Raw genomic sequence first — 26,074 nt, forward strand, 5'->3', positions numbered from 1 at the left:
GCGCACGTCGGAGGCCTCGCGGTCGACAATGATCCGGTCGCCCGCGCGGTAGACCGGCGCCATGGAATCGCCGGTGACGCGCAGGCTGAGCAGCGTCTCTTTCGGGCGCGGCAGCTCCGTCTGCTCCCAGCCGTCGCCGACCGGCAGGCCGGCGTCGTCGAAGAAGCCGTCCTGACCGGCTTGCGCCATGCCCAGCATGGGCACCGTCGACGGCCGTTCCGGCGCGTCGCGGGCAAGCGCCGCGAATTCGCCCAGCGACAGGCCGGTGGCCTGCAGAATGCGCGTCAGGCTCTCGGTCGAAGGCCAGCGCGGCCGCGGCGGATCGCCCGGCCCGAACCGCTTCGAGGGGTTGAAACTGGTCGCGTCCAGCCCCGCCCGCCGCGCCAGCGCCGAGACGCTGATCCCCTCGCGCCGGGCCAGCCCATCGATCGCCTTCCAGATCTGGCCGTGAGACAGGGGCATGGGGCAGGGCGTTCCACCTCGGCCCGGGTGGCCGATTCGAGCGCAGGTTACCGGAGGGAGATAGGAATATCCACCTAATCGAGCGCGCTACTCCAGTCCGCGGCGCGGCGGTCCCGCCAGGCCTGGACGACGCCGAGCGCGAGCACGAGGAGGACGCCGTAGCTGGCCAGATTGACCACCGCGTAGAAGGCGGCGATCGGCGGCCGCATGTCCGTGGTGGTCAGGATGTGGCTCATCACCGCCACGGACTGGAAGGCGCAGGCCCAGATCGGCCATGAGCGGCGGCTTTTCCATGCCAGGGCGGCCCAGGCGACCAGCATGACGGTCTCGACGATCATCAGCCCCCATTGCGGGCCGTACAACTGGCTGTCGTTCTGCACCAGCAACGAGGCGAGCGCGCCGAGGGCGTAGGCCCCGCCCCCGACCCGCTCCGGCTCGTCGCCCTTCAGGAAGGCGAAGGTCACGACGATCACGCCGAGCGCCGCGCCGATCTGGGAGTAGAGGGTGTCGAACACCTGAGATCCTCCCGCAGCATCGCCCGGTTACCGGGGGCGACCGCCTTCTAGCGTTTTTCACTCATGGCGGCGGCGCGCCGCTCTTGCCAGGCCCAGAAAGTGCCGACGGCCATTGCGATCAGCAGCCCATAATTCGACATATTATAGGCAGCGGCGAAGGCGTCGGACGGGGGTCGCAGGTTGGCGGCGACAAGTATGTGAACGGTGACGATCAGGGCCTGAAAAGCGGACGCCCAGACGAGCCAGGCCCGGCGGCTGTGGAAGGCGAGACCGAGAAAAACCACAAGCAGGACGATGTCCATGGCCATGAGGCCCCACTGCGGAATGCTCAGGTCGCTGCTGTCCGGAACCATCAGGGAGCCGAGGAAGACCAGCGCGTATGCCGCAGCTCCCATCCGCTCCGGCTCATCACCTTTCCAGAAGGCGAAAGCTACAACGACGACGGCGGCCGCAAGGACCAGTTGGGCGTATATAGTTGGTAACACAGAATCGCCCCCGCACTATGAGCACAGGGGCGATCATGCCTGAAGTCAGCACCAGCGGGAATGACCGCTAGCGGACATTACCTCGAATTAAACCGCGCGAAGCAGGGGCTCGATTATCCGCGGAGCGTCGCCCTGGCCCTTGTTCTGGCCCTCTCCGGCGTAGGTCCCGAAGCCCAGGCGCCGATGGTCCTTGGCCAGCTCTTCATGGCAGGCGACCACGGCCTGGCGCGCTGCGCCCAGGGCGGCGATGGCCTCGAGAGCCTTGCCTTGGGCCCCGGCGCCCATAACCGGCGACAGGTTGAGCGACGCACGGGAGCCGATCATCGACTGCACCAGCGTCGTGGCGCGGGCGATAGCCTCGTCAACGGACTGCTCCGTCGCATTCAAATCGCCGGCGACGCTGGCGATCACTTGAGCCTTGTCCATAGAAGCCTCCCAAACTGAACAGGTAAACGAAGCCTTAACATAACTGGGCGGTGGTCGGTAGGGATTTGTTCATCATCTGGTAACCGGTGTCGCCTTCCGGACACACCCCTCCGCCGACCGGGGGCGTGTCGCCCGGCTTGTCGACCGGTCCGACCGCCAGCGCCTCGAGCCCCAGCTTGCGCGCGAGGGCCGCCAGGGTGGCGTGGGTGTCCACCAGATGCCCGCGCGCCTCGGCCAGGGCGCCGATGGCGGCCGCCGCCCCGCTGAAGGCCCTCTGGCCGGTGACCGCCGACAGACAGGCGTCCGCCCGCGCGCCGGGCAGGGCGGCGGCGAGGGCGGCGGTCTCGGCCATGGCCCGGTCGATGGCGGCTTCGGCGGCGTAGAGGCGGGCCGCGAGGGCCTCGCCGATGCTCTGTCTCGTCATGTCTTCCTCCCGTGATTGACCATCACGTAGAGCAGGCAATCGGACGTTACAACGAACTACAACTAGAGATCGTATTCGGCCACGAGGAAGTGGGCGGTGAGCGAGGCGATCGGCTGCGCCTCGTCCTCCTGCCAGGCCTCGGCCAGCACATGGGCCACCCGCCGCCCGGCCTTGCTGATGCGGGCGCGGGCGCGGACGTCGAACGCCCGGCCGGTGCGCAGATAGGCCACGGTGAGGTTGATCGGCCTCGGCAGGCGCAGGCGCGGATAGGAGAGCGCCACCTGGGCGACGGCGGTCAGTTCGAGCAGGGCCGCCGTGGCCCCGCCGTGCAGCGCAGGCAGCATGGGGTTGCCGATCAGGCTGTCGGCGAACGGCATGGTCACGGTCAGGTGGTCGCCCTCCAGCGCCGAAGTCAGCCCAAGGAAACGGGCGTATGGGATCCGATCCAGCAGGTCGGTCATTTCGCCGGCTCCCGCGGGCTGAGCACATAGGTTGCCTGGGCCGCCGCCACCGGATCGTCCGGCCCGTCCTCGAACGCCCAGGCCCGCGCGAAGGCGATCGAGCGGGTCAGGCGGTAGCAGCGCGCCTCGGCGATCAGGTCCCGCCGCGGCTCGGCGGCGCGCATGTAGTCGACGCGCAGATCGAGGGTGGCGATCGGCTCGAACCGATCCAGGGCGATCCACACCGCCAGTCCGCCGACGTGATCGAGCAGGGCGGTGACCAGGCCGCCCGCCAGCACCCCGGTGTCGGGATCGCCGACCAGATCCTCGCGCCAGGGCACGCGGATGCGCACGCGATTCCCTTCCAGCCGGTCGAAGGCGAAGCCGAGCGCGTGGGTGTGGGCCGCGCCCGAGGCCAGCTGGGGCAGCAGGGAGACAAGGGTGGAGGAAGCCATGTCCTGCTATCAACCCGCGGCGGGCGTGGACGCAAGCGCGGCTCGCGCGTTCCCGACAGGCTGCGAGGGCCCATATCCGATCCATGATCCGCTTCGAGGACCTGCTCAGGCCGACCCCGGCCGGACTGTACTGCCCGCCGGGCGACTTCCACGTCGACCCGGTGCGGCCGGTCGACCGGGCGGTGATCACCCACGGCCATTCGGACCATGCGCGGGCCGGGCACGGGGCGGTGCTGGCCACGCCGCAAACTCTTGCAATCATGGCCGAACGCTACGGCGCGGATTTCGCCGGCAGGCAACAGCCCGCCGCCTACGGGGAAACGGCCTCGCACAACGGCGTGGAGGTGACCCTCGTCCCGGCCGGGCACGTGCTCGGATCGGCCCAGGCGGTGATCCGCTGGAAGGGCCTGACCATGGCGGTCTCGGGCGACTACAAGCGTCGCCGCGATCCGACCTGCGCTCCGTTCGAGCCCGTGCCCTGCGAGGTCTTCATCTCCGAGGCCACCTTCGGCCTGCCGGTCTTCACCCATCCGCCGGACGGGGAGGAGATCGGGCGCCTGGTTCACTCCCTGCGGCAGTTTCCGGAGCGCGCCCATCTGGTCGGGGCCTATGCGCTGGGCAAGGCCCAGCGGGTCATCCGCCTGTTGCGCGAGGCGGGCTGGGAGCGCCCGATCTACGTTCACGGGGCGCTCGATCGGCTGAACAGGCTCTATGAGCGCGAGGGCGTCGATCTCGGTCCCCTGTTGCCGGCCACGGGGCTGAAGCCGAACGCGCTCGGCGGGGAGGTGGTGATCGCCCCGCCCTCGGCCACCCAGGATCGCTGGTCGCGCCGCTTCGCCGATCCGGTGCTGGCCTTCGCTTCGGGCTGGATGGGCGTTCGCGCCCGGGCGCGGCAAAGAGGCGTCGAGCTTCCGCTGGTGCTGTCGGATCACGCCGACTGGCCCGAGCTGACCGCCACCTTCGACGAGCTACGGCCCGAGGAGGTGTGGATCACCCACGGCCGCGAGGAGGGCCTGCTGCGCTGGTGCGAACTGAACGGCCAGAAGGCAAGGGCGCTGCGCCTGGTCGGCTACGACGAGGACGACGAGGAAGCGCTGGTGGAGACAGCCTAGGCCGCCGAGCGGGAGGCGCGGCCCTTCGAGGTGGGCTTGGCGGGTGCGGCGGCGGTCGCCGTCGCCTGCTCCAGCGCGGTGTTCATGGCCATGCGCAGGCGTTCGGGCTTGATTGGCTTCTCCACCACGGCCGCCATGCCGCAGGCGAGGTATTTCCTCGCGTCGTCCGGATCGGCGTTGGCGGTCAGGGCCACGATCGGCACGGCGCGGGCGGGGCCGTCGAGCGCGCGGATCGCGCGGGTCGCCTGCACGCCGTCCATGCGGGGCATCTTGATGTCCATCAGCACGAGGTCGAACTGGCGCTCCTGCACCGCTTCCAGCGCCTCGGCTCCGTCCTCGGCGGTTTCAGAGGTGCAGCCGAACATCTCGCACAGCGCCTGGGCGACGACGCGGTTGGTGGCGTTGTCGTCGACTATCAGGACATGCGGCGAGGAGGACATCTCCAGCTCGGCCATGGCCTGGACGTTCGAGGCGGCCCTGGCCTCGACGCGGGTCCGGTCGACCTCGAGATCAAAGGCGAAGGTCGCACCGCGTCCGGGGTTGTTCTCGGCCCAGATCCGGCCGCCCATGCGGCGGATGACCTGGCGGCAGATCGACAGGCCGAGGCCGGCGCCGTCCTGGGCCGATCCGTGAACGAAGGGCTCGAAAATCTGGTCCACGCGGTCGGCGTCGACACCCGGCCCGTCATCGCGGATCCGGGCCTCCAGCGTGATGCGGTCACCGGCGGCCACCGCCTTCAGGCTGGCCTCGACCACGCCGTTGCGGGCGAACTTCAGGGCGTTGCCAATCAGGTTGTTGAACACCTGCTTCAGACGCGCGCTGTCGACGATGGCGGCCAGCTCGGTGTCGCCCTCATAGCTGATCATCAGGGTGGCGTTGTCCTGCGAGGCGCGGGGCGCCCACATCGTCTGGATGTCGTCCATCAGGCTGCGCAGCGGCGTGGGTTCCACCTGCAGCTCCAGCTCGCCGGCCTCGGCCCTCGACAGGTCAAGGGCGTCCTGCAGGATGCGCAGCAGGGTTTCGGACGACTCCACGATGGTCGTCACATGGGCATGGGCCTGCGCGTTGAGCGGTTGACGGCGCAGCAGTTCGGCCACCGCCAGCACGCCGTTCATCGGCGTCCGCAGCTCATGGCTCATGATGGTCAGGAACTGGCTCTTGGCGCGGGCCGACATCAGGGCCTGGGTGCGGGTGTCGTTCAGCTCCCGGACCTGATCGCTCAGGTCGGCGTTCTGGAGCCGTTGGCTCTCATTGACGGCGCGCAGCAGGGACACCCCTGTGCCGACGCCGTGATAGCGCCCGTTGCGGGTGACGATGAAGCCGCGCATCAACTCGCCGGGACCGCCCTTCATCAAGGCGTCGCAGACGGTGTCGATGGCCACGCCGGCCTCGACGATCGCCGGCTCGCTGTCCATCACGCAGGTGACCGGCCGTCCGGCGTAGAGGGCGTGGCCGAAGGGCTGGGCGATCTTCAGCAAAAAGTCGCGGCGTTCGATCAGCCCGACCGGCCGCCGGCCGTCGACGACGGCGATCACGAGGGTGTCGGGATCGCTCTCGAAGCGGGCGAAGACCTCGCTTCCCAGCGTCTGAGGCGACACCGCCTCGGCGCGCTCGGTGAGATCTTCGATTGTCGGCATACTCACCGGCACTCCACTGCGACCGGTGGACATTGCAGGGAACCGTTTGCGGAAGGGTTAAGGCGCGCCGCCCCCATTGCGCCGCTTTTGCGCGGGACTTCGCGCTGGTGTAGAAGGCCGGCCCCGTCCCTGGCCCGATCCTCGAACGGCCCTATCACCCTTGTCCATGCGCGCGGCCGACCGGCCGACCGCAGGTTTGTCATGAGCGATTCACTGCAAAAACCTGCAAATTCCACTCTCGTCCTGTTCTCCGGCGGGCAGGACAGCGCCACCTGCCTGGCGTGGGCCCTGGCGCGCCATGAGCGGGTCGAGACGGTGGGGTTCGACTACGGTCAGCGGCACGCCGTCGAGATGCGGGCGCGGCTGGCGGTGCGCGAGGGGATGAAGCGGGTGCTGCCGGGCCTGGCGGACCGGCTAGGCCCGGATCACGTGATCGACCTGACCGGCTACGGCCGCATCGCCGAGAGCGCCCTGACGGCCGACAAGGCGATCGAAATGGATGCCCGGGGCCTGCCGACCACCTTCGTGCCGGGCCGCAACCTCGTGTTTCTGACTGTCGCGGCCGCGCTCGCGGACCGGCGCGGGCTGGAGGTGCTGGTCGGGGGGATGTGCGAGACGGATTACTCGGGCTATCCCGACTGCCGGCGCGACACGATCGACGCCATGGCCCGCGCCCTCAGCCTGGGGCTGGACCGGCCGGTGGTCATCGAGACTCCGCTGATGGCCCTGACCAAGGCGGACACCTGGGCGCTGGCGCATGAGCTGGGCGGCCAGCCGCTGGTCGATCTGATCGTTGAGGCTTCGCACACCTGCTATCGCGGCGACCGCGACAACCGACAGGTCTGGGGCTACGGCTGCGGCGACTGCCCGGCCTGCGAGCTGCGCGCCATCGGCTACGGCGAGTGGGTGGCGCGCCCATGACGTATTCCGCGAAGGAGGTCTTCCTGACCGTGCAGGGAGAGGGCGGACAGGCCGGGCGCCCGGCCGTCTTCCTGCGCTTCGCCGGCTGCAATTTGTGGAACGGGCTGGAGCGCGACCGCGCCGCCGCCGTCTGCACCTTCTGCGACACCGATTTCGTCGGCGCCGACGGCGACGGCGGAGGCAAGTTCGCGACCGCCGACGCCCTCGCCGACCATGTCGCCTCGATGTGGCGGGGCCGGGCAGGGGACCCCAGGCTGGTCGTCTGCACCGGCGGCGAGCCGCTGCTGCAGCTGGACGCGCCGCTGATTGAGGCCCTGCACGCCCGCGGCTTCGAAATCGCCATAGAATCCAACGGCACATTGGCCGCGCCGGCCGGGATCGACTGGATCTGCGTCAGTCCCAAGGCTGACGCGCCGGTGGTGCAGACCTCGGGGCAGGAGCTGAAGCTGGTCTATCCGCAGCCGGCCGCCATGCCGGACCGGTTCGAAGACCTCGCCTTCGAGCGGTTCTGGCTCCAGCCCATGGACGGCCCGAACCGCGAGGCCAATACGGCCGCGGCCATCGAATATTGCCTGAGCCACCCCAAATGGCGGCTCAGCGTCCAGACTCACAAATACATCGGCGTCAGATGAGCGTTTTCGAGATCACCAAGGCGGCGAATTTCGACGCCGCCCATCACTTCCCGAGCGAACCGGAGGGCAGTCCCTACCGGCGCATCCACGGCCACTCCTTCCAGGTCGAGGCCACCGTGCGCGGCGAGACGCTCGACGCCGAGCACGGCTGGGTCGCCGATCTGGGCGCGCTGGACCGGGCGCTGAAGGCGGCGGCCGAGGAACTGGACCACGGCATGCTCAACGAACACGCCGGGCTCGATCTCCCGTCGCTTGAGAACCTCTGCCTGTGGTTCGCCAACCGGCTGAAGCCGGAATGGCCCGGCCTGAGCCGGATCGCCGTATCGCGCCCGACGATCCACGAGCGATGCGTGCTGACGCTTTAACCGCCTGAAGTCTCACTTGTCGCCGATGTGGCGATTGTAGCGCGCCGGGAATGTCGCAGTTGTAGCGGCCTTCTCTAGCAGTCGCGGCCCTGGCGCTGGCGCTGTTTGCAGCGGCGCTGCTCGCGCTCGTATTCGCGCTGTTCCCGCTCGCGCCTCGCCTTGGTTTCCTCGTCGGAGGTGGTGACGGCGTCGACCCCCGCGCCGACCACCGCGCCGGTTACCTTGGCGGCCCCGCCGACCACGGCGCCCGCCGTGCCCACCGCGGCCCCCACCAGACAGCCCTGCAGCATGAGAGCTCCGCCCAGGATGGCGGCGAGGGCTGCGCTGCGTGTGATCATCGACTTCATTGAAACTCTCCCGACACCGCATCCTGAAGCAGGAATGGTGAACGTCGCCTGACCGCGAGCGGATGGTGGGCGGCGAGGGGTTCGAACCCCCGACCCCCTCGGTGTAAACGAGGTGCTCTGACCAGCTGAGCTAGCCGCCCGTCCGTCGATCCTAGAACCGGAAGCTGGCCCGCAGGAACAGCATGTAGCGGATGTAGTCGTCGATCATCTCGGCGTCCGCGCTGACCGACAGCATGCCCAGTTCGTTGCCGACGTTGAGACGGAAGCCCAGTATCGGACCGCCGCCCTCGATGGTGTCGGGCGTCAGGGTGAAGTCGCCGCCGCCCGAGCGGAAGCGGGCGATGGTTTCGCCCGGATCGACCGAGATGTTCTGGCGCCAGCCGAGCCGGATTTCCGGACGCAGCCAGTCGTCCTGGCCCATCTTCATGCCGACGTTGATCGCCGCCGTGGCCGAGAACATGTGACCTTCGCGATCATCGATCTCGAGGTCGAAACCGTCGCCGCCGCCCTCCTCGACGTGGCCGTCCTCACTGAGCGAGAAGAATTCGGCGTAAGCCTCGGGCCGGATGGTGAAGCGGCCGAACTCACGCTCGTAGGAGATGCCGCCGGCCGCCGCGAGGGTGAAGCCGTTCCAGTCGGACTCGTTGGACAGGTTCAGGCCGGCCCCGACGAATCGGCGCTCGGACGTGAATGACGCATAGCCGGCCGCGGCCCGGGCCCAGGTGGTCCAGTACTGACCCTGGGCGCGCCAGTAGAGGCCGAGCTCCAGAAGGTTGGCGGACAGGACTTCCTCGGCCTCGGCTTCGGGATCCTCGAGATCTGAGGAGGTGAAGGCGAGGCTCAGGCCGACGGCGCCGAGGCCGGACCCGCGCTCGATGCCGCCGGCGACGCCGAAGCCTTCCGAGCGGAAGCCGTAAGACTGGGTCTTGTCCTTGTCGGCGTAGAAGTTGATCTCCTGCACCCAGGCGCTGGTCTCGCCGGGCGCAGCCGCGGCGTTGCGGCCGGTCAGGGCGCGGGTGACCGCGTCAACCCCCGAGGCCAGCGACAGCAGCGGCCCGCCCGAGTGGTCGGGCAGCAGTTGCTCGTACAGGTTCAGGAAGTCGTCGCGGCCGGTCTGGTCGAGGAAGCCGTCGCGGATGTCGCCGGCCTCGGCGCCGCCGAGCGCACCGTAGAAGGCGTCGAACATCTGCGCCTCGACGGTGATCAGCTCGGCCTCTTCCGCGGTGCGGCGGCGAACATCGGCGAAGACCTGGCCGGCAGCCAGGTCGGCCCCGGCCTCGACGACGTAGAGGAAGGGCGAGTTCTCCTGGATCGAGCTCAGGTCGATGTCGCCGAAATTCAGCGTCGTTGCGTCGATCAGCGTGAACCGCTCCGGTGCCTCCAGCAGGGAGTTGAAGCGGATGCCCAGGCCAGCGCCGTCCGCCAGCGTCGCTGTCCCGGAGACGTTAAAGGTGCCGACCGCGCTGTTGGCCGGGTCCACCGTCACGATCAGATCGCCATCGGCGCCGATGTTGAGGGTGGTCAGATTCAGCGCCGTGGTGTGACGGCCCTCGAGCGTGCCGTCGGAGACGTCGATCTCCAGCGCTCCGTCGCTGTCCGTCAGGGATCCCCGTACGAGGGCGCCGCCGGTGATTTCCAGACTGTCGGCGCCGTCGCCGAAGGAAATGTCGCCGACCACGATGCCGTTGCGGATGTCGAGGGTGTCCCCGCCACTGCCCAGGTTGATGGCGCCGAAGATGTTCGGCTCATTGTTGTCCGGAACGCCGTCGCCGTCCGTGTCCGGGTTGGTTTCCGTCGGCGTGGCGGCGATCCCGTCCTGGACGATGGTCACGCCCGTGGTGTTGGCGCTGACGTCGATGGCGGTCGCGACGCCGGTGATCGGGTCGTTGTCCTCGTTGGCGTTGACCGTGGCCTGGATCGACCGGTTGTTGGTGATGGAGGTCAGGGTGCCGCTGAGATCGCGGATGGCGAAGGTGTCCGCCGTCCCGCCGCCGGTGCTGGCCAGCACATTGCCGCTGTTCACGAAGCTGTTGACCGTGGCCCCGGCGTCGATCTGGATCGCCGTCGTCGTCGTGGCCAGATCGCTGTTCGAACCCGCGGTGATGGCGTTGGTGTTGATCAGGCTCGGGGCGGTGGCGCCCTCGCCAAACCGGATCGCCGTCGAGTCGGCGTCGAAGGACAGCGACACGATCGTGCCTTCGTTGCGGAAGCCGCCGGAGAGGTCGACCGTCTGGCCTGCATTGTCCCCGATGACGACGGCGTTGGCGGCGATGCCGTCATAGTCCACGCCGTTGATGGTCATCTGCCCGTAGACGCCCTGCGCCGTGATAGTGCCCCGGTTGATGAAACCGAAGGCAGCGTCGCCCGTGCCGACGTCGCCAAGGGTGATCGACTGCGTGGCCGAGCCGATCTCGAGGGCCGGAGCCGAGCCGAAGACGCTGATCGAGGCCGTGCTCTCGGTCGTGTCCACCAGCCCGTCGCCGTCGCGGTCGGTGTCCGTCCGGTTGATGGTGCCGTCGCCGTCGTCGTCCTCGTCGCCGTTCTTGACGCCGTCGCCGTCGTCGTCGCCCTCCAGACCCCCTGTCCCGTAGGTGGGGCCGCGGTCCAGCAGGACACCGCCGGCGACGTTGCCCTGGATGCTTACCGCGGGGCCGCCCTGCAGCAGATCGTCGGGGTCCAGTTCGTCGAGGAACAGGACGCCCTCGTCGTTCTCCGGGGTCTCCACAAAGCCCTCGGGGCGCTCGGGCGGCCGGGACGTATAGCGGTACCCTGACGCCGTGATGTTGGAGTGGATGACCATCGCGCCGCCGACATCGCCCTCGACCGAGAGGGCGGCCGAGCCGGGCCCGCGCGCCGTGATGGAGCCCCCGGTCCTGACGTCGCCGCTGACGTCTCCGGTCACGCGTACGCCGTAGTTGTCGTTGCCGATCACCGTCACGGCGCCAAACATATCGAAACGGCCGTCCAGCGGCCCTTCGAGCGAGATGCCGTAGGAATTATTGCCGTCGACACCGATCGAGGCGCCCGAGTTGACGAGGATGTTGCCGGTCAGGGGCGCGGCCCCCGTCAGGCGCACGCCATAGCGGCCCGAGCCGTTGGCGAACGCGCCGTCGATATCGCCGTCATTGTCCGTGTCGGTGTCGGTCGTGGCGATGATGTCGTCGAAGAGGGTGACCGTCCCCGTAATGCTGACCGTGGCCGTGTTGCCGCCCTCGATCAGCACGCCCGTGGAGCCCGGGGGCGAGTTGTCGAGGGAGATCGTGCCCCCCTCCATGGTGAAGTTGTGGCTCGAATTGACCGTGACGCCCACGCCGCTGTTCAGGACGATGGTTCCGGTGCTTGTCATCCGGATGCTGTCGGCGCCGCTCCCGCTCGCATTGGCCGTGGTGATCGGCGTCGTCCGGGTCGTCGAGATGACGACTTCAGCCATGGCGCCGGAGGCGGCCATCAAGGGAGCGATCGCCACCGCGGTCGCGAGCATAATACGCATTCAGAAGACCCCTGTGGACGACACGCGCAGAGACGCCGGCGATCCTCTAACAGGGACCGCGCCAGCCTGCCTCAAGTTTCTCGAATTTGAGGCGAATGCAAGGCCGAAGGCGCCCTTCCGATGACGACCGCGAGCGTGGCCATTGCCGAGCTCGCAATCATTGTGATATCGCTTTCATATCGAATCAGGAGGGACTGATGACCACCACGCACTCGAAATCCACCGAGCGCCCGGCTTCCACCGCCAACGGCCTGCTCATGCTGCTGCTTGGCCTGCTGCTCATCGTCGCCGGCCCGGTCATCGTGGCGCAGGACCCTGACAACGCCCTGCTCGTCGTCGGAGGAGTCGTCACTGCCGTGATCGGCCTGCTGCTGGTCTGCGGTCTCTATTCGCTGCAGCCGAACGAGGCCATGGCGATCCTGCTGTTCGGCGACTACCGCGGCACCGACCGGAAGACCGGCCTGCGCTGGGTCTTGCCCTGGTACAGCCGCAAGAAGATCAGCCTGCGCGTCCGCAACCTGACCAGCGACAAGCTGAAGGTGAACGACAGGCGCGGCAGCCCCATCGAAATCGCCGCCAACGTCGTCTGGCGCGTCGAGGATTCGGCCCAGGCCCTGTTCGACGTCGATGACTATCAGGCCTTCGTGAACATCCAGGTTGACACCGCCCTGCGCGACATCGCCTCCCACTACGCCTACGACCATGGCGACGAGGCGGACGAGCCGGAAATGACCCTGCGCGCCGATGCCGAGGACGTCGCCGGCCGCCTGCGGGACGAACTGGTCGGCCGTGTCCGTGTCGCCGGAGTGGCCGTCGACGAGGCCCGCCTGGCCCACCTGGCCTACGCGCCCGAGATCGCCGGCGCGATGCTGAAGCGTCAGCAGGCCGAGGCCGTCCTGTCCGCCCGCCGCCTGATCGTCCGCGGCGCCGTGGGCATGGTGGAGAACGCCCTGACCGACCTCGGCGAGCGCGGCGTGGTCGAGCTGGACGAGGAGCGCAAGGCCGCGATGGTGTCCAACCTTCTGGTGGTGCTTTGCGCCGACCGCGAGGCCCAGCCCGTCGTCAACACCGGCACGCTGTACGGCTGATATGGCGCGAGACAGGAAGCCGTTCCTGATGCGCGCCTCCCCCGGGGTGATGGCGGCGGTCGAGCGATTGGCCGCCGCCGAACTCCGCTCGGTCAACGCCCAGGTCGAGACGCTGCTGCGTGAAGCCCTGGCGCGGCGGGGCGTCGTCCCCTCCGAAGATCCCCCGCCGGCGAAGGAGAAGGACCGGTGACGTCAGAGGATGGTGCTTGAGCTTCGCCGTCGCGGGCGCTACGGCGCGCGGATGGTGAAGTCGCATATGTCCAAGGTTCGCAAGGCCCGTCGCATCCAGAAGCGGGTCCGGCGCGTTGGCCCCCTCGGTATCAGCGCCGCGGAGAAGGAACTGATGAACCTGGCCGGGCTGGAGGTTCAGGAGGGCGAGCTTCGACTGATCCCGGGCTGGGACGAGGAAGTCTCCGAGACCCTCAAGGCCACCAAGGCCGCCGGTGAGGACGGACGCCCCCGGCTGGTCGATACGACCATGCTCTATGCGCCGCGTTCGGGCGGGGTGAAGCGCTATCTGCTGTCCAAGAAGGTCTGGCTGGAGGCGAACCGGCCCGGTGTGGCCCATTCGCTGGTCGTGCCGGGGCCGCATCACAAGGCCGGCGACGACGGCATCGTCCACCTGCACGCCACCAAGCTGCCGTTCGGCGACGGTTATCGCTGGCCCACCTCGGTGCGCCGCTGGGGGGCCTGGGTCGCCTCGCTGAACCCGTCGGTGATCGAGGCCGGCGATCCCTATACGCCGGGGCAGGGCGCGCTTGAGGCCGGCCAGCGCGCCGGCTGCCCGGTCGTCGGCTTCTGCCATTCCGACCCCGCCGGCCTCGCCGCGCTCCACTTCGGCGAATGGGCCAAGAAGCCGGTCGAGAAGCGCTGGGCCCGCCTGTTCGGCCAGTTCGACCGCGTCGTCTCGCCCAGCCGATACATCGCTCGCCGGCTGGAAGAGGCCGGAATCAAGGACATCGTCATCCAGCCGCTGGGCGTGGAGGTCGATACTTTCCGGCCTGACCGCCGCGATCGGGACTGGCTGCTGAGGAAGTTGGGCCTGCCCGCCTCGGCCCGGCTGCTGTGCTTCGCCGGCCGCCCGGCGCGCGAGAAGAACATCGACGTGCTGATCGAGGCGGTGCAGCGTCTCGGCGATCCCTATCACCTGGTGCTGGTCGGCGCCGGCGCGGGCCTGCCGGCCGAGGAGCGGGTCATCTCGCTGCCGTACGAGGCCAATCCCAAGGCCGTGGCCCGGATCATCGCCTCCTGCGACGCCTTCGTGCACGCCAACGACAAGGAGCCGTTCGGCCTGATCGTGCTCGAGGCCATGGCCTGCGGCCGCCCGGTGGTCGGCGTCAACGCCGGCGGGGTGAAGGAAACCGTCGACGACAGCGTCGGCCAGCTGGCGAAGAGCGCCGATCCCGTTCACTACGCCGCTGCCATCGAGGCCCTGTTCGCGCGCGACATCGAGGCCATCGGCGCGGCCGCCCGGGTCAAGGCCGTCGAGCGCTTCTCGTGGGGGCGGGTGTTCGAGGACCTGTGCATGACCTACGCCGAGGTTAGCGGCGAGCGCGCCTTCGTCGAACCGCGGGGCGAGTGGGCCGAGCACTGAGCCGCCGGGACTGCCCGGCGGAGCGGATTATGACAGGAAGTTATCTTGCCTGATCCCGTCATCGGCCCTAGCCGTGGGCGAACCTCGGGGGACATCATGAAACGCCTTCTGCTCGCCGCCGCGATTTCGCTCGCCACCGCCCTCCCGGCCATGGCCCAGACAGTCATCATCGTCCGGCACGCCGAGAAGGCCGACGCCAGCGCGGATCCACTGCTGTCCGAGGCCGGGCAGGCGAGGGCGCAGGCGCTCGCCGCGGAACTGGCCGACGACCATCCCTCGGTGATCCTGACCAGCCCCCTGCAGCGCACCCGCTTGACCGCCGCGCCAACGGCCGAGCATCATTCCGTCACCCCCGAAGCCGTGCCGCTGAACACCGGCATCCAGGCCCACCTCGCCGCCATCCTGGCGAAGGTCGAGGCCGCGCCCGATGACGCCACCATCCTGATTGTCGGCCACAGCAACACCGTCCCGCTGATCGCGCGCGCCCTCGGCTACCCCGAAGCCGCCGACATGCCGGAATGCGAGTACGACCGCCTGACCACCCTGCACCTGCTGGGCGAAGGCCGCACCCACGGGATCGTCAGCCGCTATGGCGCACCGACGACCTGCTGAGGCCGACGGTCTGAGCCGTCAGGTCTCCGGGAGCACGGATTCCGGACCGCCCTGCGGCATCGTCTCGAACACCGGATAGCTCCGGTTCACCTGCGCCCATGACGGTGCGCGGCTGGCGTAGACCGTCATCTGCGGCACGGCCCGATCCGGATCGTCCATGCTCGACACCCGGATGAAGGCCATTCCCGGCATGCCGAGGTTGGTCGAATAGATCGCCGATCCGCAGCGGCCGCAGAAGCCGCGCCGGACCACGTTTCCGCTATCCGCCGCTCTCTCGTAGAAGGTCGGCTCGCCAGTGACCGTCAACGCGCTTTCGGGGATCACGGCATGGGTGCAGTGGCTGGTGCCGCTGGTGCGGCGGCAATCGGTGCAATAGCAGTCCCCGACCACCCCCGGCTCCGCCTCGACGCTGTAGCTGACCGCGCCGCAGAGGCAGCGCCCCGTAAATGCTGTCGTCATCTGGTCCTCCCTTGAACGGTCCAGATAAGGACTCATTTACTTGTTAGTTGCAAGTGACAAGTTACAAGGGCCGCCATGTCACCGCCTCGCTCCGGATGTCCGATCGCGACCACGCTCGACCTCGTCGGCGACCGTTGGACGCTCGTCCTGTTGCGCGACATGTTGAACGGGAAAACGAAATTCTCGGAGTTTCTGACTTCCCCCGAGCGGATCACCACCAATGTCCTCGCCGACCGGCTGCTGAAGATGGAAGCGGCGGGCCTGGTCGAGAAGCGGCCCTACCAGACACGGCCGGAGCGGTTCGCCTATGCCCTTACCCCGAAGGGGCGGGGCCTGCATCCGGTGGTCCGCGAAATGTGCCGCTGGGCCAACGCGCATGTGCCCGGCACCTGGACGGCGCCGGACTCCTTCATGCGGGACCCGGACCGGATCTGACGGTGGTCACACGTCCAGCTCGTCGACCACGAAGCGGGCGTTGTCCTGGATGAACTGGTAGCGGGCCTCGGCCTTCTTGCCCATCAGCCGCTCGACCAGGTCCTCGATGTCGTCCTCTGAGGCGGGCACCGTGACCCGCGCGAGGGTGCGCTTCTTCGGATCCATCGTGGTCTCCTTGAGCTGGGAGGCCATCATCTCGCCGAGACCCTTGAACCGGCCGATCTCGACCTTCTTGCCCTTGAATACCGTGGCCAGCAGCTCGTCGCGATGGGCGTCGTCGCGGGCGTATTCCGACAGCGGCCCGGCCGAAATCCGGTAGAGCGGCGGCAGGGCCATGAACAGCCGGCCCTGACGGATCGTCTCGGGCATCGAAAGGTAGAAGAAGGTGATCAGCAGCGCCGCGATATGCGCTCCATCCACGTCGGCGTCGGTCATGATGACGATGCGCTCGTAGCGCAGGTCGTCGATGTTGAACCGGCTGCCTGTCTGCACGCCCAGCGCCAACGCCAGGTCCGACAGCTCGATGTTCTGACGCAGTTTGTCCGCCGTCGCCGACGCCACGTTCAGGATCTTGCCGCGCAGGGGCAGGATGGCCTGGGTGGTGCGGTCGCGGGCCTGCTTGGCCGAGCCGCCGGCCGAGTCGCCCTCGACGATGAACAGTTCGGTGCCCTCGGCAGACTGGCGGGTGCAGTCCGACAGCTTGCCCGGCAGGCGCAGCTTGCGGGTGGCGGCGGCGCGCTGGACCTCCTTGTCCTTGCGGCGGCGCAGGCGGTCCTCGGCCCGGTCGATGACGAAGCCGAGCAGGGTGTTGGCCTGTTTCGGGCTCTCGGTGAGCCAGTGGTCCAGCGGATCGCGCATCAGCTGCTCGACCAACCGCTGGCCTTCGGGGGAGGAGAGCCGGTCCTTCGTCTGACCTTGGAATTCGGGGTTTCGGATGAACACAGAGATCAGCGCGCCGGCGTTGGCGATGACGTCCTCGGCGGTGATCAGCCCGGCGCGCTTTTCGTTGACCAGTTCGCCATAGGCCTTCAGCCCCTTGACCAGGGCGGCCCGGAATCCAGCCTCGTGGGTGCCGCCGTCCGGCGTCGAGACGGTGTTGCAGTAGGACGAGACGAAGCCGTCGGCCTCGCCGAAACCGATCGGGCTCCACGTCACGGCCCATTCGACCGCGCCCGCCTCGCCCTTGCGCTCGACGCGTCCGGCGAAGGCCGGGGTGACGGTCTCGATCTCGCCGATCCGCTCGGCCAGCGCGTCGGCCAGCCCGTTGGGGAAGTGGAACACCGCCTCGGCGGGGGTGTGGTCGGTGATCCGTTCCGGGGCGCAGGTCCAGCGGATCTCGACGCCGCGGAACAGATAGGCCTTCGATCGCGCCATGCGGAACAGGCGGGCCGGCTTGAAAGCCGCGCCGACGCCGAAGATCTCCTCGTCCGGCCTGAAGCGGATCAGGGTGCCCTTTTTCTTCGACGGGCCGACCTGCTGGATCGGCCCGCGCGCGTGGCCGCGGGCGAACGACTGCCGCCACTCGTAACCGTCGCGCCAGACGGTGACGTCGAGGTGCTCCGACAGGGCGTTGACCACCGAGACGCCGACGCCGTGCAGGCCGCCGGAGGTCTCATAGGCCTTGCCCGAGAATTTGCCGCCGGAGTGCAGCACGGTCATCACCACTTCCAGCGCCGACTTGCCGGGATGCTTGGGGTGCGGGTCGACCGGAATGCCGCGGCCGTCGTCACGCACCGAGAGCCAGCCGTCGGCGTCGAGGTCGACGGTGATCAGCTTCGCGTGCTTGGCGACGGCCTCGTCCATGGCGTTGTCGAGGACTTCGGCGAACAGGTGGTGCAGGGCCCGCTCGTCGGTGCCGCCGATGTACATGCCGGGGCGTTTGCGGACCGGCTCCAGCCCCTCGAGCACCTCGATCGACGAGGCCGAGTAGCCGGTCGCCGCCGCCAGCGGGGCGGAGGAGGGGACATCGGCCGGACGCGGCTGCGGCGCAGGCGCAGGCGCGGGCTTCGGCGCGGCCGCCTGGGGCGTCAGGGCCGGATCGGGCGCGGCGGTCGCGACAGGTGTCGACGCCGGGCCTTGCGGCTCGGGGATGTCATCGAACAGGGAAGGCGCGGCGTTGGGACCCATACCGATACTGTGCTGCGATTCGGGGACCGGTCTGGTAGGCCCGGCGGCGCTTCTCCACAAGCGGGACGGCGGCCGGCGCCGGCGCCGGCAGGATCGCGCGCGTCATCACGGCCATGAACAGCACCCACGGCAGGCCCTGGTGGGCCAGCAGGATACTCTCCGACAGGCTCAGGACGAGGAAGGCGGCGAGAAAGCCCAGCGCCCACCAGCCTTCGCGCACGCCCTGACCCATGGAGCGCAGCACGGTGATCAGCCCCGTCGCCGCCATCAGCGCCCCGACGAGGATCGCTCCCGGCCAGCCCAGCTGCACCAGCAGGTCGATCCAGCCGTTGTGCGCCGATGGAACCGTCCAGCCCGTCTCCTTGCGCACCCAGTCGGCGGGCACGGACTCGCCGACCCGGCCCCAGAAGGCGCCGTAGCCGTAACCGGTCCACGGCTTGTCGGCGACCTTGCGCATCAGGCTGTCCCAGATGTCGGTGCGCCCGGTCAGCGACGGGTCCTTGCCCAGCGCCTCCAGCAGCGCCACCGAATGCGACTCCCACAGCCATACCCCGACGCCCGCCAGCACCACGCCGGCCCAGACGGCGACGACGCTGAAGGCCGCGCCGCCCTTTCGCAGCGTCCAGAAGCAGCCCACGAAGGCCAGCCCCAGGATCAGGCACAGCAGCGAGGTCTTCGACTGGGTCGCCAGCACCAGGCCGCTCGACAGCACCAGCGCGATCGCCGGAAGCAGCCGCCGCGGGTCGGGCGAGGCGAGACAGGCCGCCGAGGCCGTGGCCCCGATCACCATCACCGCCCCCATCTGGTTCTTTTCGTACCAGAGCCCGCGCCACAGGCCAGCGTTGTCGTACTGGTGCACCCCGATCTCGGGGAAGGCGAAGACCATGACCAGACTGCCCACCGCCATCAGCAGCGCCGCGTGCATCAGCAGCCGCGGCAGGTGCGGCCCCCGGAATACGGCCCCCAGATACAGGGCGAACACCCCGCTGATGGCCAAGGCGATGACCCGCCGGCTGGTCGTCTCGAAGTCGATCGACCAGTAACGCGAGGCGAAGGCCAGTCCGACGAGCAGCACCACCGCGATCGCCGCCGGCCAGGCCCGCCACAGCCGGTCGATGCGATACAGGGTCATGCCGAAGATCGCCGCATAGGCCGGCAGCCAGACCAGCCGCAGCACCGGCGTCTCTTCCTGCAGCGGCGCGAACACCGGCCCGATCAGCGCCCCCGTCAGCATGGCGATGATGACGGCGCAGACCGCCCGCTCCCACAGGGACGGAGGGGTTTCGATCAGGACCTCGTCTGGACGGGATTCGCGCACGCGTGCAGGGTCGGCGAACGGGCTTAATGAAGGATTGGCGCCCATCGTGCTCACAGGAGGCGGTGCGGCTTTCACACCTGCAAACGGTTAAGCTAACCTGTTCTTATATATGCAATATTGGTTGAAGAGCGGGAACAACGTCGGCCGAGGTCGCTTTATTCAGCAACCAAGGAGGTATCCATGAAAGCGCTTAATCTCATCACGCTCGTTCTGCTGATCGTCGGCGGCCTTAACTGGGGCTTGGTCGGCGCCTTCGAGTTCGACCTCGTCGCCGCCATCTTCGGCGAAGGGTCCGCCCTCTCGCGTCTGGTTTACGTGCTCGTGGGGCTGTCCGCCCTGTGGCAGATCATGCCCCTGATGAAGGCCTTCCGCGTCGGTGAAGTCGACGCTGAAGCCAACCGCCGCGCCACCTCGGTGCGGATGTGAATCGGGCGGTGGCGGGCCGGGCAGGCCCGCCACCCTCGTCCCCCCTAGAAGCCTGCGAGCGCCTCGTTGATGCGTCGCACGTCCTCGGGCCGGTCCTTCCGGCTGAGCCTCAGCGCCTCGCCATCCCGTCTAACGGTGGCGCAGCGCAGGTTATTCAGGTTCCGGTCGATGTCGGTCCGCCGCGCACCATCGTAGGGCTCCTCGCCCATCCAGTGCTCGCACATCTCCGCCCGCTCGAGGAACCGCGTCACGGCATCGTCGCTCCACGTCGGATCGGCGCAGCCCGACAGGGCGACCACGGCCGCTCCCAGAACCAGCCTCCGCATCACGCCTTCTCCACGAACGTGTCGATCACCTTCTTCTCCCCCGCCTTGTCGAAGGTCACCGCCAGCTTGTTGCCCTCGATGCCGATGATGTGGCCGTAGCCGAACTTCTGGTGGAAGACCCGCTCGCCCTTCGACCAGTTCCCGCCCGCCCGCGGGTCCGCCGTCGCCACCAGCCGGCCGTCTCCCTCGATCAGCGTATGCCGCGCCGGCCTTGCCGCCGGGGCCCGCGCGGCCGCGAACGACTGCGCCCGCTTCCAGCCCGGCGACGAATAGCCCGAACCGAAAGTCGGCATCTCGTCCCAGCGGCTCTTGGCCTCCTTCATGCCGGGCGTGACGCCGTAGTAGCCCGTGTCGCTCTCGGCCTCCACGTGGTCGATGGGCAGTTCGTCGACGAACCGGCTCGGCAGCTGCGAGGTCCAGCGCCCATACACCAGCCGGTTGGCCGCGAATGAGATGCGTGCGTCCTGCTTGGCCCGGGTGACGCCGACATAGGCCAGCCGGCGTTCCTCCTCGAGTCCCTTCTCGCCCTTCTCGTCGATGCTGCGCTGGCTCGGGAAGACCCCTTCCTCCCAGCCGGGCAGGAAGACCAGCGGGAACTCCAGCCCCTTGGCTCCGTGCAGCGTCATCACCTGAACCGCGTCGTCGGCGCCGCCGCGGTCGAGGTCCATGACCAGCGACACGTGCTCCAGATAGGCCGGCAGGCTGTCGAAGGCCTGCATCGACTGGGTCAGCTCCTTGAGGTTGTCCAGCCGCGTCTGGCCGGTCGCCCGGTCGGCCTTCTGCATGTCGGTGTAGCCGCTCTCCTCCAGCACCGTCTCGGTCAGCTCCCAGTGCGTCGTGGTCTGGGCCAGGGCCCGCCAGCGGTCGATGTCGCGCACGAAGTTCGACAGGGCTGTCCGCGTCCGCGCCTGCAGTTCGTCGGAGGTGATCAGGTCGCGCACCGCCGCCATGGCCGACACCCCCGACAGCCGCGCGATCTGCAGCACCTTCTGCACGCTGGTGTCGCCGACGCCGCGCTTGGGCACGTTGACGATCCGCTCGAAGGCCAGATCGTCATCCTCGGACAGGATCAGCCGCAGATAGGCGTGGGCGTCGCGGATCTCGGCCCGTTCGAAGAAGCGCGGCCCGCCGATGACCACATAGGGCACGGCCAGCATGACGAACCGTTCCTCGAACGCCCGCATCTGGAACGAGGCCCGGACCAGCACCGCCATGTCCTTGTAGGCCATGCCCTGGCGCCGCGCCGTCTCGATCTCGTCGGCGATCAGCCGGGCCTCGGCCTCGCCGTCCCAGACCCCGCGCACCCGCACCTTGTCGCCGCTCAGATCCTCCGTCCACAGGGTCTTGCCCAGCCGCCCCTTGTTGGCGGCGATCAGGCCCGAGGCGGCGCCGAGGATGTGCTGCGTCGAGCGGTAGTTGCGCTCCAGCCGGATCACCTTGGCGCCGGGAAAGTCGCGTTCGAAGCGCAGGATGTTGTCCACCTCCGCGCCCCGCCATCCGTAGATCGACTGGTCGTCGTCGCCGACGCAGCAGACGTTGCCGGTCGAGGATGTCAGCAGCCGCAGCCAAAGATACTGGGCGACGTTGGTGTCCTGATACTCGTCGACCAGGATGTAGCGGAACCGCTTCCGGTATTCCTCAGCGATATCCGCGTGTTTCGACAGGATTGTCAGGTTATGCAACAACAGGTCGCCAAAGTCGCAGGCGTTGAGGCTGACCAGCCGCGCCTGATAGGCGGCGTAGAGGGCGTGGCCCTTGCCGTTGGCGAAATCCTCGGTCGAGGGCAGCGTCTCCGGCGTCCAGCCGCGGTTCTTCCAGTGGTCGATCAGCCCGCTCAGCGAGCGTGGCGTCCACCGCTTGGTGTCGAGATTGGCCGCTTCGAGCAGCTGTTTGCAGACCCGTTCCTGGTCATCGGTGTCGAGGATGGTGAAGGTCGACTTCAGCCCGACCAGCTCCGCATGCCGCCGCAGGATTTGCGCCGCCACCGAGTGGAAGGTGCCCAGCCAGCGCAGCCCCTCGGCCGATGGCCCGATCAGCTGGGTGATCCGCTCGCGCATCTCGCGCGCGGCCTTGTTGGTGAAGGTGACGGCCAGCAGCTCCCATGGCCGCGCCCGCCCGGTCGCCAGGATATGCGCCAGCCGCGTGGTCAGCACCCGCGTCTTGCCCGTGCCGGCGCCGGCCAGCACCAGAACAGGCCCGTCCACCGTCTCGACGGCCAGCCGCTGCTCGGGGTTCAGCCCGTCCAGGTAGTCGGGCGCGCCCGACGCCGCGACGCCTCCGGGACCGCGCGAGCGGGCGAGGTCGGAGATGCGCGGGGCAGGGGCTTCAGGCAGACTCATCGCGAGAACATAAGGGGCACGGCGGCCGATGTCAGCGTCCCGTCGCTCGCCTCGTCGCGTATGCCTTCAGGGAACCGTGAAGCCTGACCGTCGTTCCGGTTGCCGACAGGGTTTGAAGGAAGGGATGCCGATGGCTGACAACATCAACAATACCGGCGGCGGGAACAACACCGGCCTCGCCTTCATCGTCGGGGCGATCGTGGTCGTGCTGGCCATCATCGCATATTTCGTCTTCGCCCGCGGCGGCGGCGCCACGCCAGAGCAGGTTGATGTCAATGTTGACGTGCCCGAGGTCTCGGCCCCGGCCGTTCCGGGCACGGGAAGCTGATCGATGACCGATCCGAACGTTCCCCCGCCCCGCGACGACCGGCCCGACGTCGTGCATCACACCACCATCAACAATCCCTCGACGACGGAGCGCGGCGGCTCTGGCTGGATCGGCTTCCTCGTCGGCGGCCTGCTGGTGGTGCTGATCATCATCGCCATCGTGGTGTTCTCGAACGGCGGTCTGAACCGGGCCACGGACACCAACGTCGATCTCGACGTCGATCTGCCGGCGCCGGAGCTGCCCGAGGCGCCGAAGATGCCCGAACTGCCGCCGGTCGAGCCGCCGTCCCTGCCCGATCCGTCGCCGGCGCCGGCGAACTGAACGCCTATTTGAGGCGATAGCTGATCGTGGTCACGACCCGGATCCTCTGGTCCGGGGACTGGCTGGCGTCGCCATAGCCCTCGCGCGGCAGGATCTCGAAAGAGCCCTGCGTCGCCTGCCGGATCGGTCCCAGGGGCGTGCCTGAGTCCTTGGCGAACTGCGCCGCGCCGGTGCGGGCCGAAGCTGTCGCCTCGGCGATCATGGCGGGCCGCACGTCGTTGAGCTTGGTGAATATGTAGGTCGGCCCGGCGAAATCCTGCAGCACCACGCCTTGCCGCACCAGATCGTTCAGCGCGCGGGTGGTCGCCTGGATCCGGGCTACGTCCGTCGTGCGCACGATGACGGTCTGGGCGAGAATGAACCGCGGCCCGCCATCCTGAGTGGCGTATTCCCGGGATTGCCGGTCAGCGACCTCAAGCCGCCCAAGACTGACCGCGTCGGCCGGGTAGCCCTGCGCGGTCAGGAACCGCCGGACGACGCCAAGGTCGGTGTCGATCCGGGCCTGCACTTCCGACAGCACCTCGCCCGAAGCGGTGAAGCGCAGCGGCAGCACCGCCAGGTCGGCCTGCACGTCGCGCTCGGCCAAACCGCGCACCGTCACCAAGCGGTCGCCGACGCGGGCGTTGACCACGCCCTGGCCGATCAGGCCTCCGGCGCCGATCAGCCCGACGGCGAGAAGGCCGCCGACGACGGCGGCGGGGATCAGCTTGTTGTCGGCCATGATGCGCTCTCCGGGGCGGAGGATGCGCCAACCTTGGCCGCTGTCAATCGGACGACTCCTGTTCGGCGAAAGATCGGTCCCCGCCCGTCCAGGCCAGCGCCAGCAACCGGCAGGCCGAGGCCAGGGGCGTGCGTCCGCGCCGCTCGTCGATCCGCTTCATCAGCCCGGCGTGGGTGAGGCCCAGGTCCGCGCCGATGCGGTCAAGCACGGCCCAGAATTGCGGCTCCAGCGCCACCGAGGTGGCGTGGCCTGACAGGGAGACGGAGCGTTTCCTCAGCATCGGTCCAGCCTAGCCGAGCCGGCTCCGCCCGGCGAGCGGCCGCGGTTCATGATCGGCGTTCATCTTCGCGCCGGATCACGCTATGGTCCGGCCGTACCGGGCAGAATCGCTGCATGACCGCCACCGCTGATTTCGACGATCGCTTCCGGCCCCAGAGGCTGGAGCCGCTGGCCGCGCTGCGGGCCTTCGGCAGGCTGGTCCGTGACAAGGAGGACACCGCCCAGGTGTTCGAGATCATGCGCGCCCTCTCGGGGCGTTCGATCGCCCGCGGCTATGATCGCATGCTGAAGACCATGGAGGGCGGCCGGCAGGCCTTCCTGCGCGAGGAGCTGGCTCACAAGCTCGATGATCCTGTCTGGCTGGCGCGGTTCGAGCCGGGCACGGTCGGTGCGGCCTATCGCGAGTTCCGCGAGGCCCGCGGGTTCACCGCCGAGGGTCTGGCCGCGGAGGCGCGCAAGGTCGTGACCCATACGGACGCACAGCACCCGGTTATCTGGTACTCCCGGCGCCTGCGCGACGTGCACGATGTCTGGCACATCCTGACCGGCTACCACACCGATGCGCTGGGCGAGGCGTGCGTGGTGGCCTTCTCCTACGCCCAGACCGGCAATTGGGGTTTCGCCCTGATCGGCGGCGGGGCGGCCCACGAAATCCGGCGCGAGGACCGGACCATTCCCGCCCGCCGCGCCGTTCTTCAGGCCTGGCGCAACGGCCGAGCCGCGCGCTGGCTGCCCGGGCTGGACTACGAGGCCCTGTTCGCCGAACCGCTGGAAGCCGCCCGCGCCCGGCTGAACATTCGTCCGCCGACCGTCTATGAGGCGGTCCCCGCCGAGGCGCGGTTGGCCTTGAAACTCAGGGCCTGACGGCGCTTTCCGGACGCCATAAGTCCAGCTTGTGGCGCCCGCCCCATTCCTCGGCTTGCGCCCGCACTCCGGCTCAGCCACTTGGCGAACATGTCCGCTCCCTCCGAGTCTCTCGCTTCGCCTCCGGCCGGCCTGTCCCGCGCGACCCTGTGGGCGATCGGCGGCGTCGCCCTCTGCGCGGCGATCTGGGGCACGACCTGGTACGCGATCACCCTCCAGCTCGGTCAGGTGGCGCCGCTCGCCTCCATCGTCTGGCGCTTCGGCCTGGCGGCGGCGGTGCTGTTCGCCGGCTGCCTGCTGACGCGCCGCCCGCTGAAGCTGACGCCCACCCAGCACCTCGCCGCGGCTGGGCAGGGCGTCTTCGCCTTCTCGATCAGCTACAGCTTCACCTACGCCGCCGAGGGCCGCATCGCCTCGGCCGTGGTGGCGGTCATCTTCGCCTCGCTCGCCCTTCTCAACCTGATCCTGTTCCGCGTCGCGGCCCGGCAGCGCGCCGCCGGCCTGTCATGGGGCGGCGCGGCCCTCGGCGTGGTCGGGGTGGCGGTGCTGTCGGGCTCGGAAATCCTCCGGGCCGGGCTGGACGCGGCCAGCGCGACCGGGGTCGGCTTCGCCTTCGTCGCCGTCATCGCCTCGGCCTTCGGCAACTATTTCGCCTGGCGTGGCCAGAACGCCGGCTCGGCGGTCATCCCCTCGACCGCCTGGGCCATGGCCTGGGGCACGGGCCTGCTGGCGCTCTACGGCCTCGCCACCGGCGTCGAATGGTCGATCGAGCCGAGCCTCACCTACATGGGCTCACTGCTCTATCTGTCGGTGTTCGGTTCGGTGATCGCCTTTGTGGTCTATTTCACCGTCGCCCGCGCCCGCGGCTACGCCCTGGCCAGCTACATCTCGGCCCTGACGCCGCCGATCGCCATGCTGGTCTCGATCCTGTTCGAGGGAGCCCATTTCGGCTGGCCGGCGCTCGCCGGTCTCGCCCTTGTGCTGGCCGGGCAGGTGCTGCTCATCCGCGCCCCTAAGGTCTCGGCCGTCTAGCCGAACCAGCCGCGGTTCCTTTTCTTCGGCTTCTCCAGCTGCTCGCTGTCGTTCTTGCCTTCGCGCGCCTGCGCCCCGGCCTCCCGCCGCCTGC

At 68.8% G+C, this 26,074-nt stretch carries 31 protein-coding genes and 1 tRNA gene; 14 read left to right on the forward strand and 18 right to left on the reverse strand.

The annotated features are described in order from the left end of the window. The 7 genes from VEC04_RS11965 to VEC04_RS11995 all read right to left on the reverse strand — a co-directional run. A partial coding sequence (locus VEC04_RS11965; RefSeq protein WP_324777132.1) for a helix-turn-helix transcriptional regulator occupies nt 1-462 on the reverse strand: 462 nt, incomplete at its 3' end. Between the two features lie 74 nt (nt 463-536). After that, nucleotides 537-977: a hypothetical protein gene (locus tag VEC04_RS11970; protein WP_324777134.1), complete on the reverse strand. Its 441-nt coding sequence runs from the start codon at nt 975-977 to the stop codon at nt 537-539. A gap of 47 nt (nt 978-1,024) precedes the next feature. Continuing rightward, on the reverse strand, nt 1,025-1,372 hold the full coding sequence (locus tag VEC04_RS11975; protein ID WP_324777136.1) for a hypothetical protein: 348 nt from the start codon (nt 1,370-1,372) through the stop codon (nt 1,025-1,027). Between the two features lie 177 nt (nt 1,373-1,549). Beyond that, nucleotides 1,550-1,888 carry a hypothetical protein gene (locus tag VEC04_RS11980; protein ID WP_324777138.1) on the reverse strand — a complete coding sequence of 113 codons (339 nt, stop codon included), beginning with the start codon at nt 1,886-1,888 and terminating at the stop codon, nt 1,550-1,552. Between the two features lie 34 nt (nt 1,889-1,922). Next, nucleotides 1,923-2,312, reverse strand: a complete 390-nt coding sequence (locus VEC04_RS11985; RefSeq protein ID WP_324777141.1) for a hypothetical protein — start codon at nt 2,310-2,312, stop codon at nt 1,923-1,925. Between the two features lie 62 nt (nt 2,313-2,374). Further along, on the reverse strand, nt 2,375-2,773 hold the full coding sequence (locus VEC04_RS11990; RefSeq protein WP_324777143.1) for a PaaI family thioesterase: 399 nt from the start codon (nt 2,771-2,773) through the stop codon (nt 2,375-2,377). After that, entirely contained in the window at nt 2,770-3,207 is a 438-nt protein-coding gene (locus VEC04_RS11995) for a PaaI family thioesterase (protein WP_324777145.1), read from the reverse strand. The genes VEC04_RS11990 and VEC04_RS11995 overlap by 4 nt, the downstream gene beginning before the upstream one ends. Before the next feature lie 83 nt (nt 3,208-3,290). On the opposite strand from VEC04_RS11995, the gene VEC04_RS12000 reads away from it, so the two are divergent. Continuing rightward, nucleotides 3,291-4,319 (forward strand): ligase-associated DNA damage response exonuclease, encoded by a 1,029-nt coding sequence (locus VEC04_RS12000; RefSeq protein ID WP_324777147.1) that lies wholly within the window; start codon nt 3,291-3,293, stop codon nt 4,317-4,319. On the opposite strand, the gene VEC04_RS12005 is transcribed toward VEC04_RS12000, so the two are convergent. Beyond that, entirely contained in the window at nt 4,316-5,956 is a 1,641-nt protein-coding gene (locus VEC04_RS12005; RefSeq protein ID WP_324777149.1) for a response regulator, read from the reverse strand. The two genes, VEC04_RS12000 and VEC04_RS12005, sit on opposite strands and share 4 nt — an antisense overlap. 201 nt (nt 5,957-6,157) lie before the next feature. On the opposite strand from VEC04_RS12005, the gene queC reads away from it, so the two are divergent. From queC to VEC04_RS12020, 3 genes are read left to right on the forward strand one after another with little or no spacing between them, the layout of a single operon-like run. Next, nucleotides 6,158-6,877 carry a 7-cyano-7-deazaguanine synthase QueC gene (queC, locus tag VEC04_RS12010; protein ID WP_324777150.1) on the forward strand — a complete coding sequence of 240 codons (720 nt, stop codon included), beginning with the start codon at nt 6,158-6,160 and terminating at the stop codon, nt 6,875-6,877. After that, nucleotides 6,874-7,509, forward strand: coding sequence for a 7-carboxy-7-deazaguanine synthase (gene queE / locus VEC04_RS12015; RefSeq protein WP_324777152.1), 636 nt, complete (start codon nt 6,874-6,876; stop codon nt 7,507-7,509). The genes queC and queE overlap by 4 nt, the downstream gene beginning before the upstream one ends. Then, the gene (locus VEC04_RS12020) at nt 7,506-7,874 is read left to right on the forward strand and encodes a 6-carboxytetrahydropterin synthase (protein ID WP_324777154.1); all 369 of its coding nucleotides are present in this window, start codon (nt 7,506-7,508) and stop codon (nt 7,872-7,874) included. The genes queE and VEC04_RS12020 overlap by 4 nt, the downstream gene beginning before the upstream one ends. A 74-nt stretch (nt 7,875-7,948) precedes the next feature. On the opposite strand, the gene VEC04_RS12025 is transcribed toward VEC04_RS12020, so the two are convergent. The 3 genes from VEC04_RS12025 to VEC04_RS12035 all read right to left on the reverse strand — a co-directional run bounded on the left by VEC04_RS12025 (nt 7,949) and on the right by VEC04_RS12035 (nt 11,711). Continuing rightward, nucleotides 7,949-8,221: a hypothetical protein gene (locus VEC04_RS12025; protein WP_324777156.1), complete on the reverse strand. Its 273-nt coding sequence runs from the start codon at nt 8,219-8,221 to the stop codon at nt 7,949-7,951. 63 nt (nt 8,222-8,284) lie between these two features. Further along, nucleotides 8,285-8,361: transfer RNA gene (locus tag VEC04_RS12030), tRNA-Val, on the reverse strand. Nucleotides 8,362-8,372: 11 nt separating this feature from the next. Beyond that, the gene (locus VEC04_RS12035; RefSeq protein WP_324777159.1) at nt 8,373-11,711 is read right to left on the reverse strand and encodes an autotransporter outer membrane beta-barrel domain-containing protein; all 3,339 of its coding nucleotides are present in this window, start codon (nt 11,709-11,711) and stop codon (nt 8,373-8,375) included. 197 nt (nt 11,712-11,908) lie between these two features. On the opposite strand from VEC04_RS12035, the gene VEC04_RS12040 reads away from it, so the two are divergent. From VEC04_RS12040 to VEC04_RS12055, 4 genes are all read left to right on the forward strand, one after another. Then, a complete protein-coding gene (locus tag VEC04_RS12040) occupies nt 11,909-12,799 on the forward strand; it encodes an SPFH domain-containing protein (protein WP_324777161.1) in 891 nt (296 codons plus the stop codon). A gap of 28 nt (nt 12,800-12,827) precedes the next feature. After that, nucleotides 12,828-12,989: a hypothetical protein gene (locus VEC04_RS12045; protein ID WP_324777163.1), complete on the forward strand. Its 162-nt coding sequence runs from the start codon at nt 12,828-12,830 to the stop codon at nt 12,987-12,989. Nucleotides 12,990-13,142: 153 nt separating this feature from the next. Next, complete coding sequence (locus VEC04_RS12050; protein ID WP_324777194.1) at nt 13,143-14,393, forward strand: glycosyltransferase; 1,251 nt, start codon at nt 13,143-13,145, stop codon at nt 14,391-14,393. Between the two features lie 96 nt (nt 14,394-14,489). Next, entirely contained in the window at nt 14,490-15,005 is a 516-nt protein-coding gene (locus VEC04_RS12055) for a phosphoglycerate mutase family protein (protein ID WP_324777165.1), read from the forward strand. Nucleotides 15,006-15,023: 18 nt separating this feature from the next. On the opposite strand, the gene VEC04_RS12060 is transcribed toward VEC04_RS12055, so the two are convergent. Next, complete coding sequence (locus tag VEC04_RS12060) at nt 15,024-15,464, reverse strand: GFA family protein (RefSeq protein WP_324777167.1); 441 nt, start codon at nt 15,462-15,464, stop codon at nt 15,024-15,026. Nucleotides 15,465-15,539: 75 nt separating this feature from the next. Here VEC04_RS12060 and VEC04_RS12065 point away from each other — a divergent pair, with 75 nt between their 5' ends. Beyond that, the gene (locus tag VEC04_RS12065; protein WP_324777169.1) at nt 15,540-15,899 is read left to right on the forward strand and encodes a helix-turn-helix domain-containing protein; all 360 of its coding nucleotides are present in this window, start codon (nt 15,540-15,542) and stop codon (nt 15,897-15,899) included. A 6-nt stretch (nt 15,900-15,905) separates the two neighbouring features. On the opposite strand, the gene VEC04_RS12070 is transcribed toward VEC04_RS12065, so the two are convergent. After that, on the reverse strand, nt 15,906-18,026 hold the full coding sequence (locus VEC04_RS12070; RefSeq protein ID WP_324777171.1) for a DNA topoisomerase IV subunit B: 2,121 nt from the start codon (nt 18,024-18,026) through the stop codon (nt 15,906-15,908). Continuing rightward, a complete protein-coding gene (locus VEC04_RS12075) occupies nt 17,992-19,344 on the reverse strand; it encodes an O-antigen ligase (RefSeq protein ID WP_324777173.1) in 1,353 nt (450 codons plus the stop codon). The genes VEC04_RS12070 and VEC04_RS12075 overlap by 35 nt, the downstream gene beginning before the upstream one ends. Before the next feature lie 180 nt (nt 19,345-19,524). On the opposite strand from VEC04_RS12075, the gene VEC04_RS12080 reads away from it, so the two are divergent. Next, nucleotides 19,525-19,770, forward strand: coding sequence for a DUF378 domain-containing protein (locus tag VEC04_RS12080; RefSeq protein ID WP_324777176.1), 246 nt, complete (start codon nt 19,525-19,527; stop codon nt 19,768-19,770). A 44-nt stretch (nt 19,771-19,814) separates the two neighbouring features. On the opposite strand, the gene VEC04_RS12085 is transcribed toward VEC04_RS12080, so the two are convergent. Together VEC04_RS12085 and VEC04_RS12090 are read right to left on the reverse strand one after the other, a co-directional pair. Continuing rightward, nucleotides 19,815-20,096, reverse strand: a complete 282-nt coding sequence (locus VEC04_RS12085; protein ID WP_324777178.1) for a hypothetical protein — start codon at nt 20,094-20,096, stop codon at nt 19,815-19,817. Continuing rightward, nucleotides 20,096-22,435 carry an ATP-dependent helicase gene (locus tag VEC04_RS12090; protein ID WP_324777180.1) on the reverse strand — a complete coding sequence of 780 codons (2,340 nt, stop codon included), beginning with the start codon at nt 22,433-22,435 and terminating at the stop codon, nt 20,096-20,098. The genes VEC04_RS12085 and VEC04_RS12090 overlap by 1 nt, the downstream gene beginning before the upstream one ends. A 130-nt stretch (nt 22,436-22,565) precedes the next feature. Between VEC04_RS12090 and VEC04_RS12095 the strand changes: the two genes are divergently transcribed. Together VEC04_RS12095 and VEC04_RS12100 are read left to right on the forward strand one after the other, a co-directional pair. Then, the gene (locus VEC04_RS12095) at nt 22,566-22,763 is read left to right on the forward strand and encodes a hypothetical protein (RefSeq protein WP_324777182.1); all 198 of its coding nucleotides are present in this window, start codon (nt 22,566-22,568) and stop codon (nt 22,761-22,763) included. A 3-nt stretch (nt 22,764-22,766) separates the two neighbouring features. Further along, complete coding sequence (locus tag VEC04_RS12100; protein ID WP_324777184.1) at nt 22,767-23,084, forward strand: hypothetical protein; 318 nt, start codon at nt 22,767-22,769, stop codon at nt 23,082-23,084. Between the two features lie 4 nt (nt 23,085-23,088). Here VEC04_RS12100 and VEC04_RS12105 read toward each other — a convergent pair whose 3' ends face one another. Both VEC04_RS12105 and VEC04_RS12110 read right to left on the reverse strand, forming a co-directional pair. Next, nucleotides 23,089-23,805: an SIMPL domain-containing protein gene (locus VEC04_RS12105; RefSeq protein ID WP_324777186.1), complete on the reverse strand. Its 717-nt coding sequence runs from the start codon at nt 23,803-23,805 to the stop codon at nt 23,089-23,091. Nucleotides 23,806-23,848: 43 nt separating this feature from the next. Continuing rightward, a complete protein-coding gene (locus VEC04_RS12110; RefSeq protein ID WP_324777188.1) occupies nt 23,849-24,085 on the reverse strand; it encodes a ribbon-helix-helix domain-containing protein in 237 nt (78 codons plus the stop codon). Between the two features lie 113 nt (nt 24,086-24,198). Between VEC04_RS12110 and VEC04_RS12115 the strand changes: the two genes are divergently transcribed. Continuing rightward, nucleotides 24,199-24,948: a Coq4 family protein gene (locus VEC04_RS12115; RefSeq protein ID WP_324777190.1), complete on the forward strand. Its 750-nt coding sequence runs from the start codon at nt 24,199-24,201 to the stop codon at nt 24,946-24,948. Nucleotides 24,949-25,038: 90 nt separating this feature from the next. Then, a complete protein-coding gene (locus VEC04_RS12120; RefSeq protein ID WP_324777192.1) occupies nt 25,039-25,980 on the forward strand; it encodes a DMT family transporter in 942 nt (313 codons plus the stop codon). Nucleotides 25,981-26,074 lie beyond the last annotated feature (94 nt).

The organism is Brevundimonas sp., from assembly GCF_035626535.1.
GTDB lineage: Bacteria > Pseudomonadota > Alphaproteobacteria > Caulobacterales > Caulobacteraceae > Brevundimonas.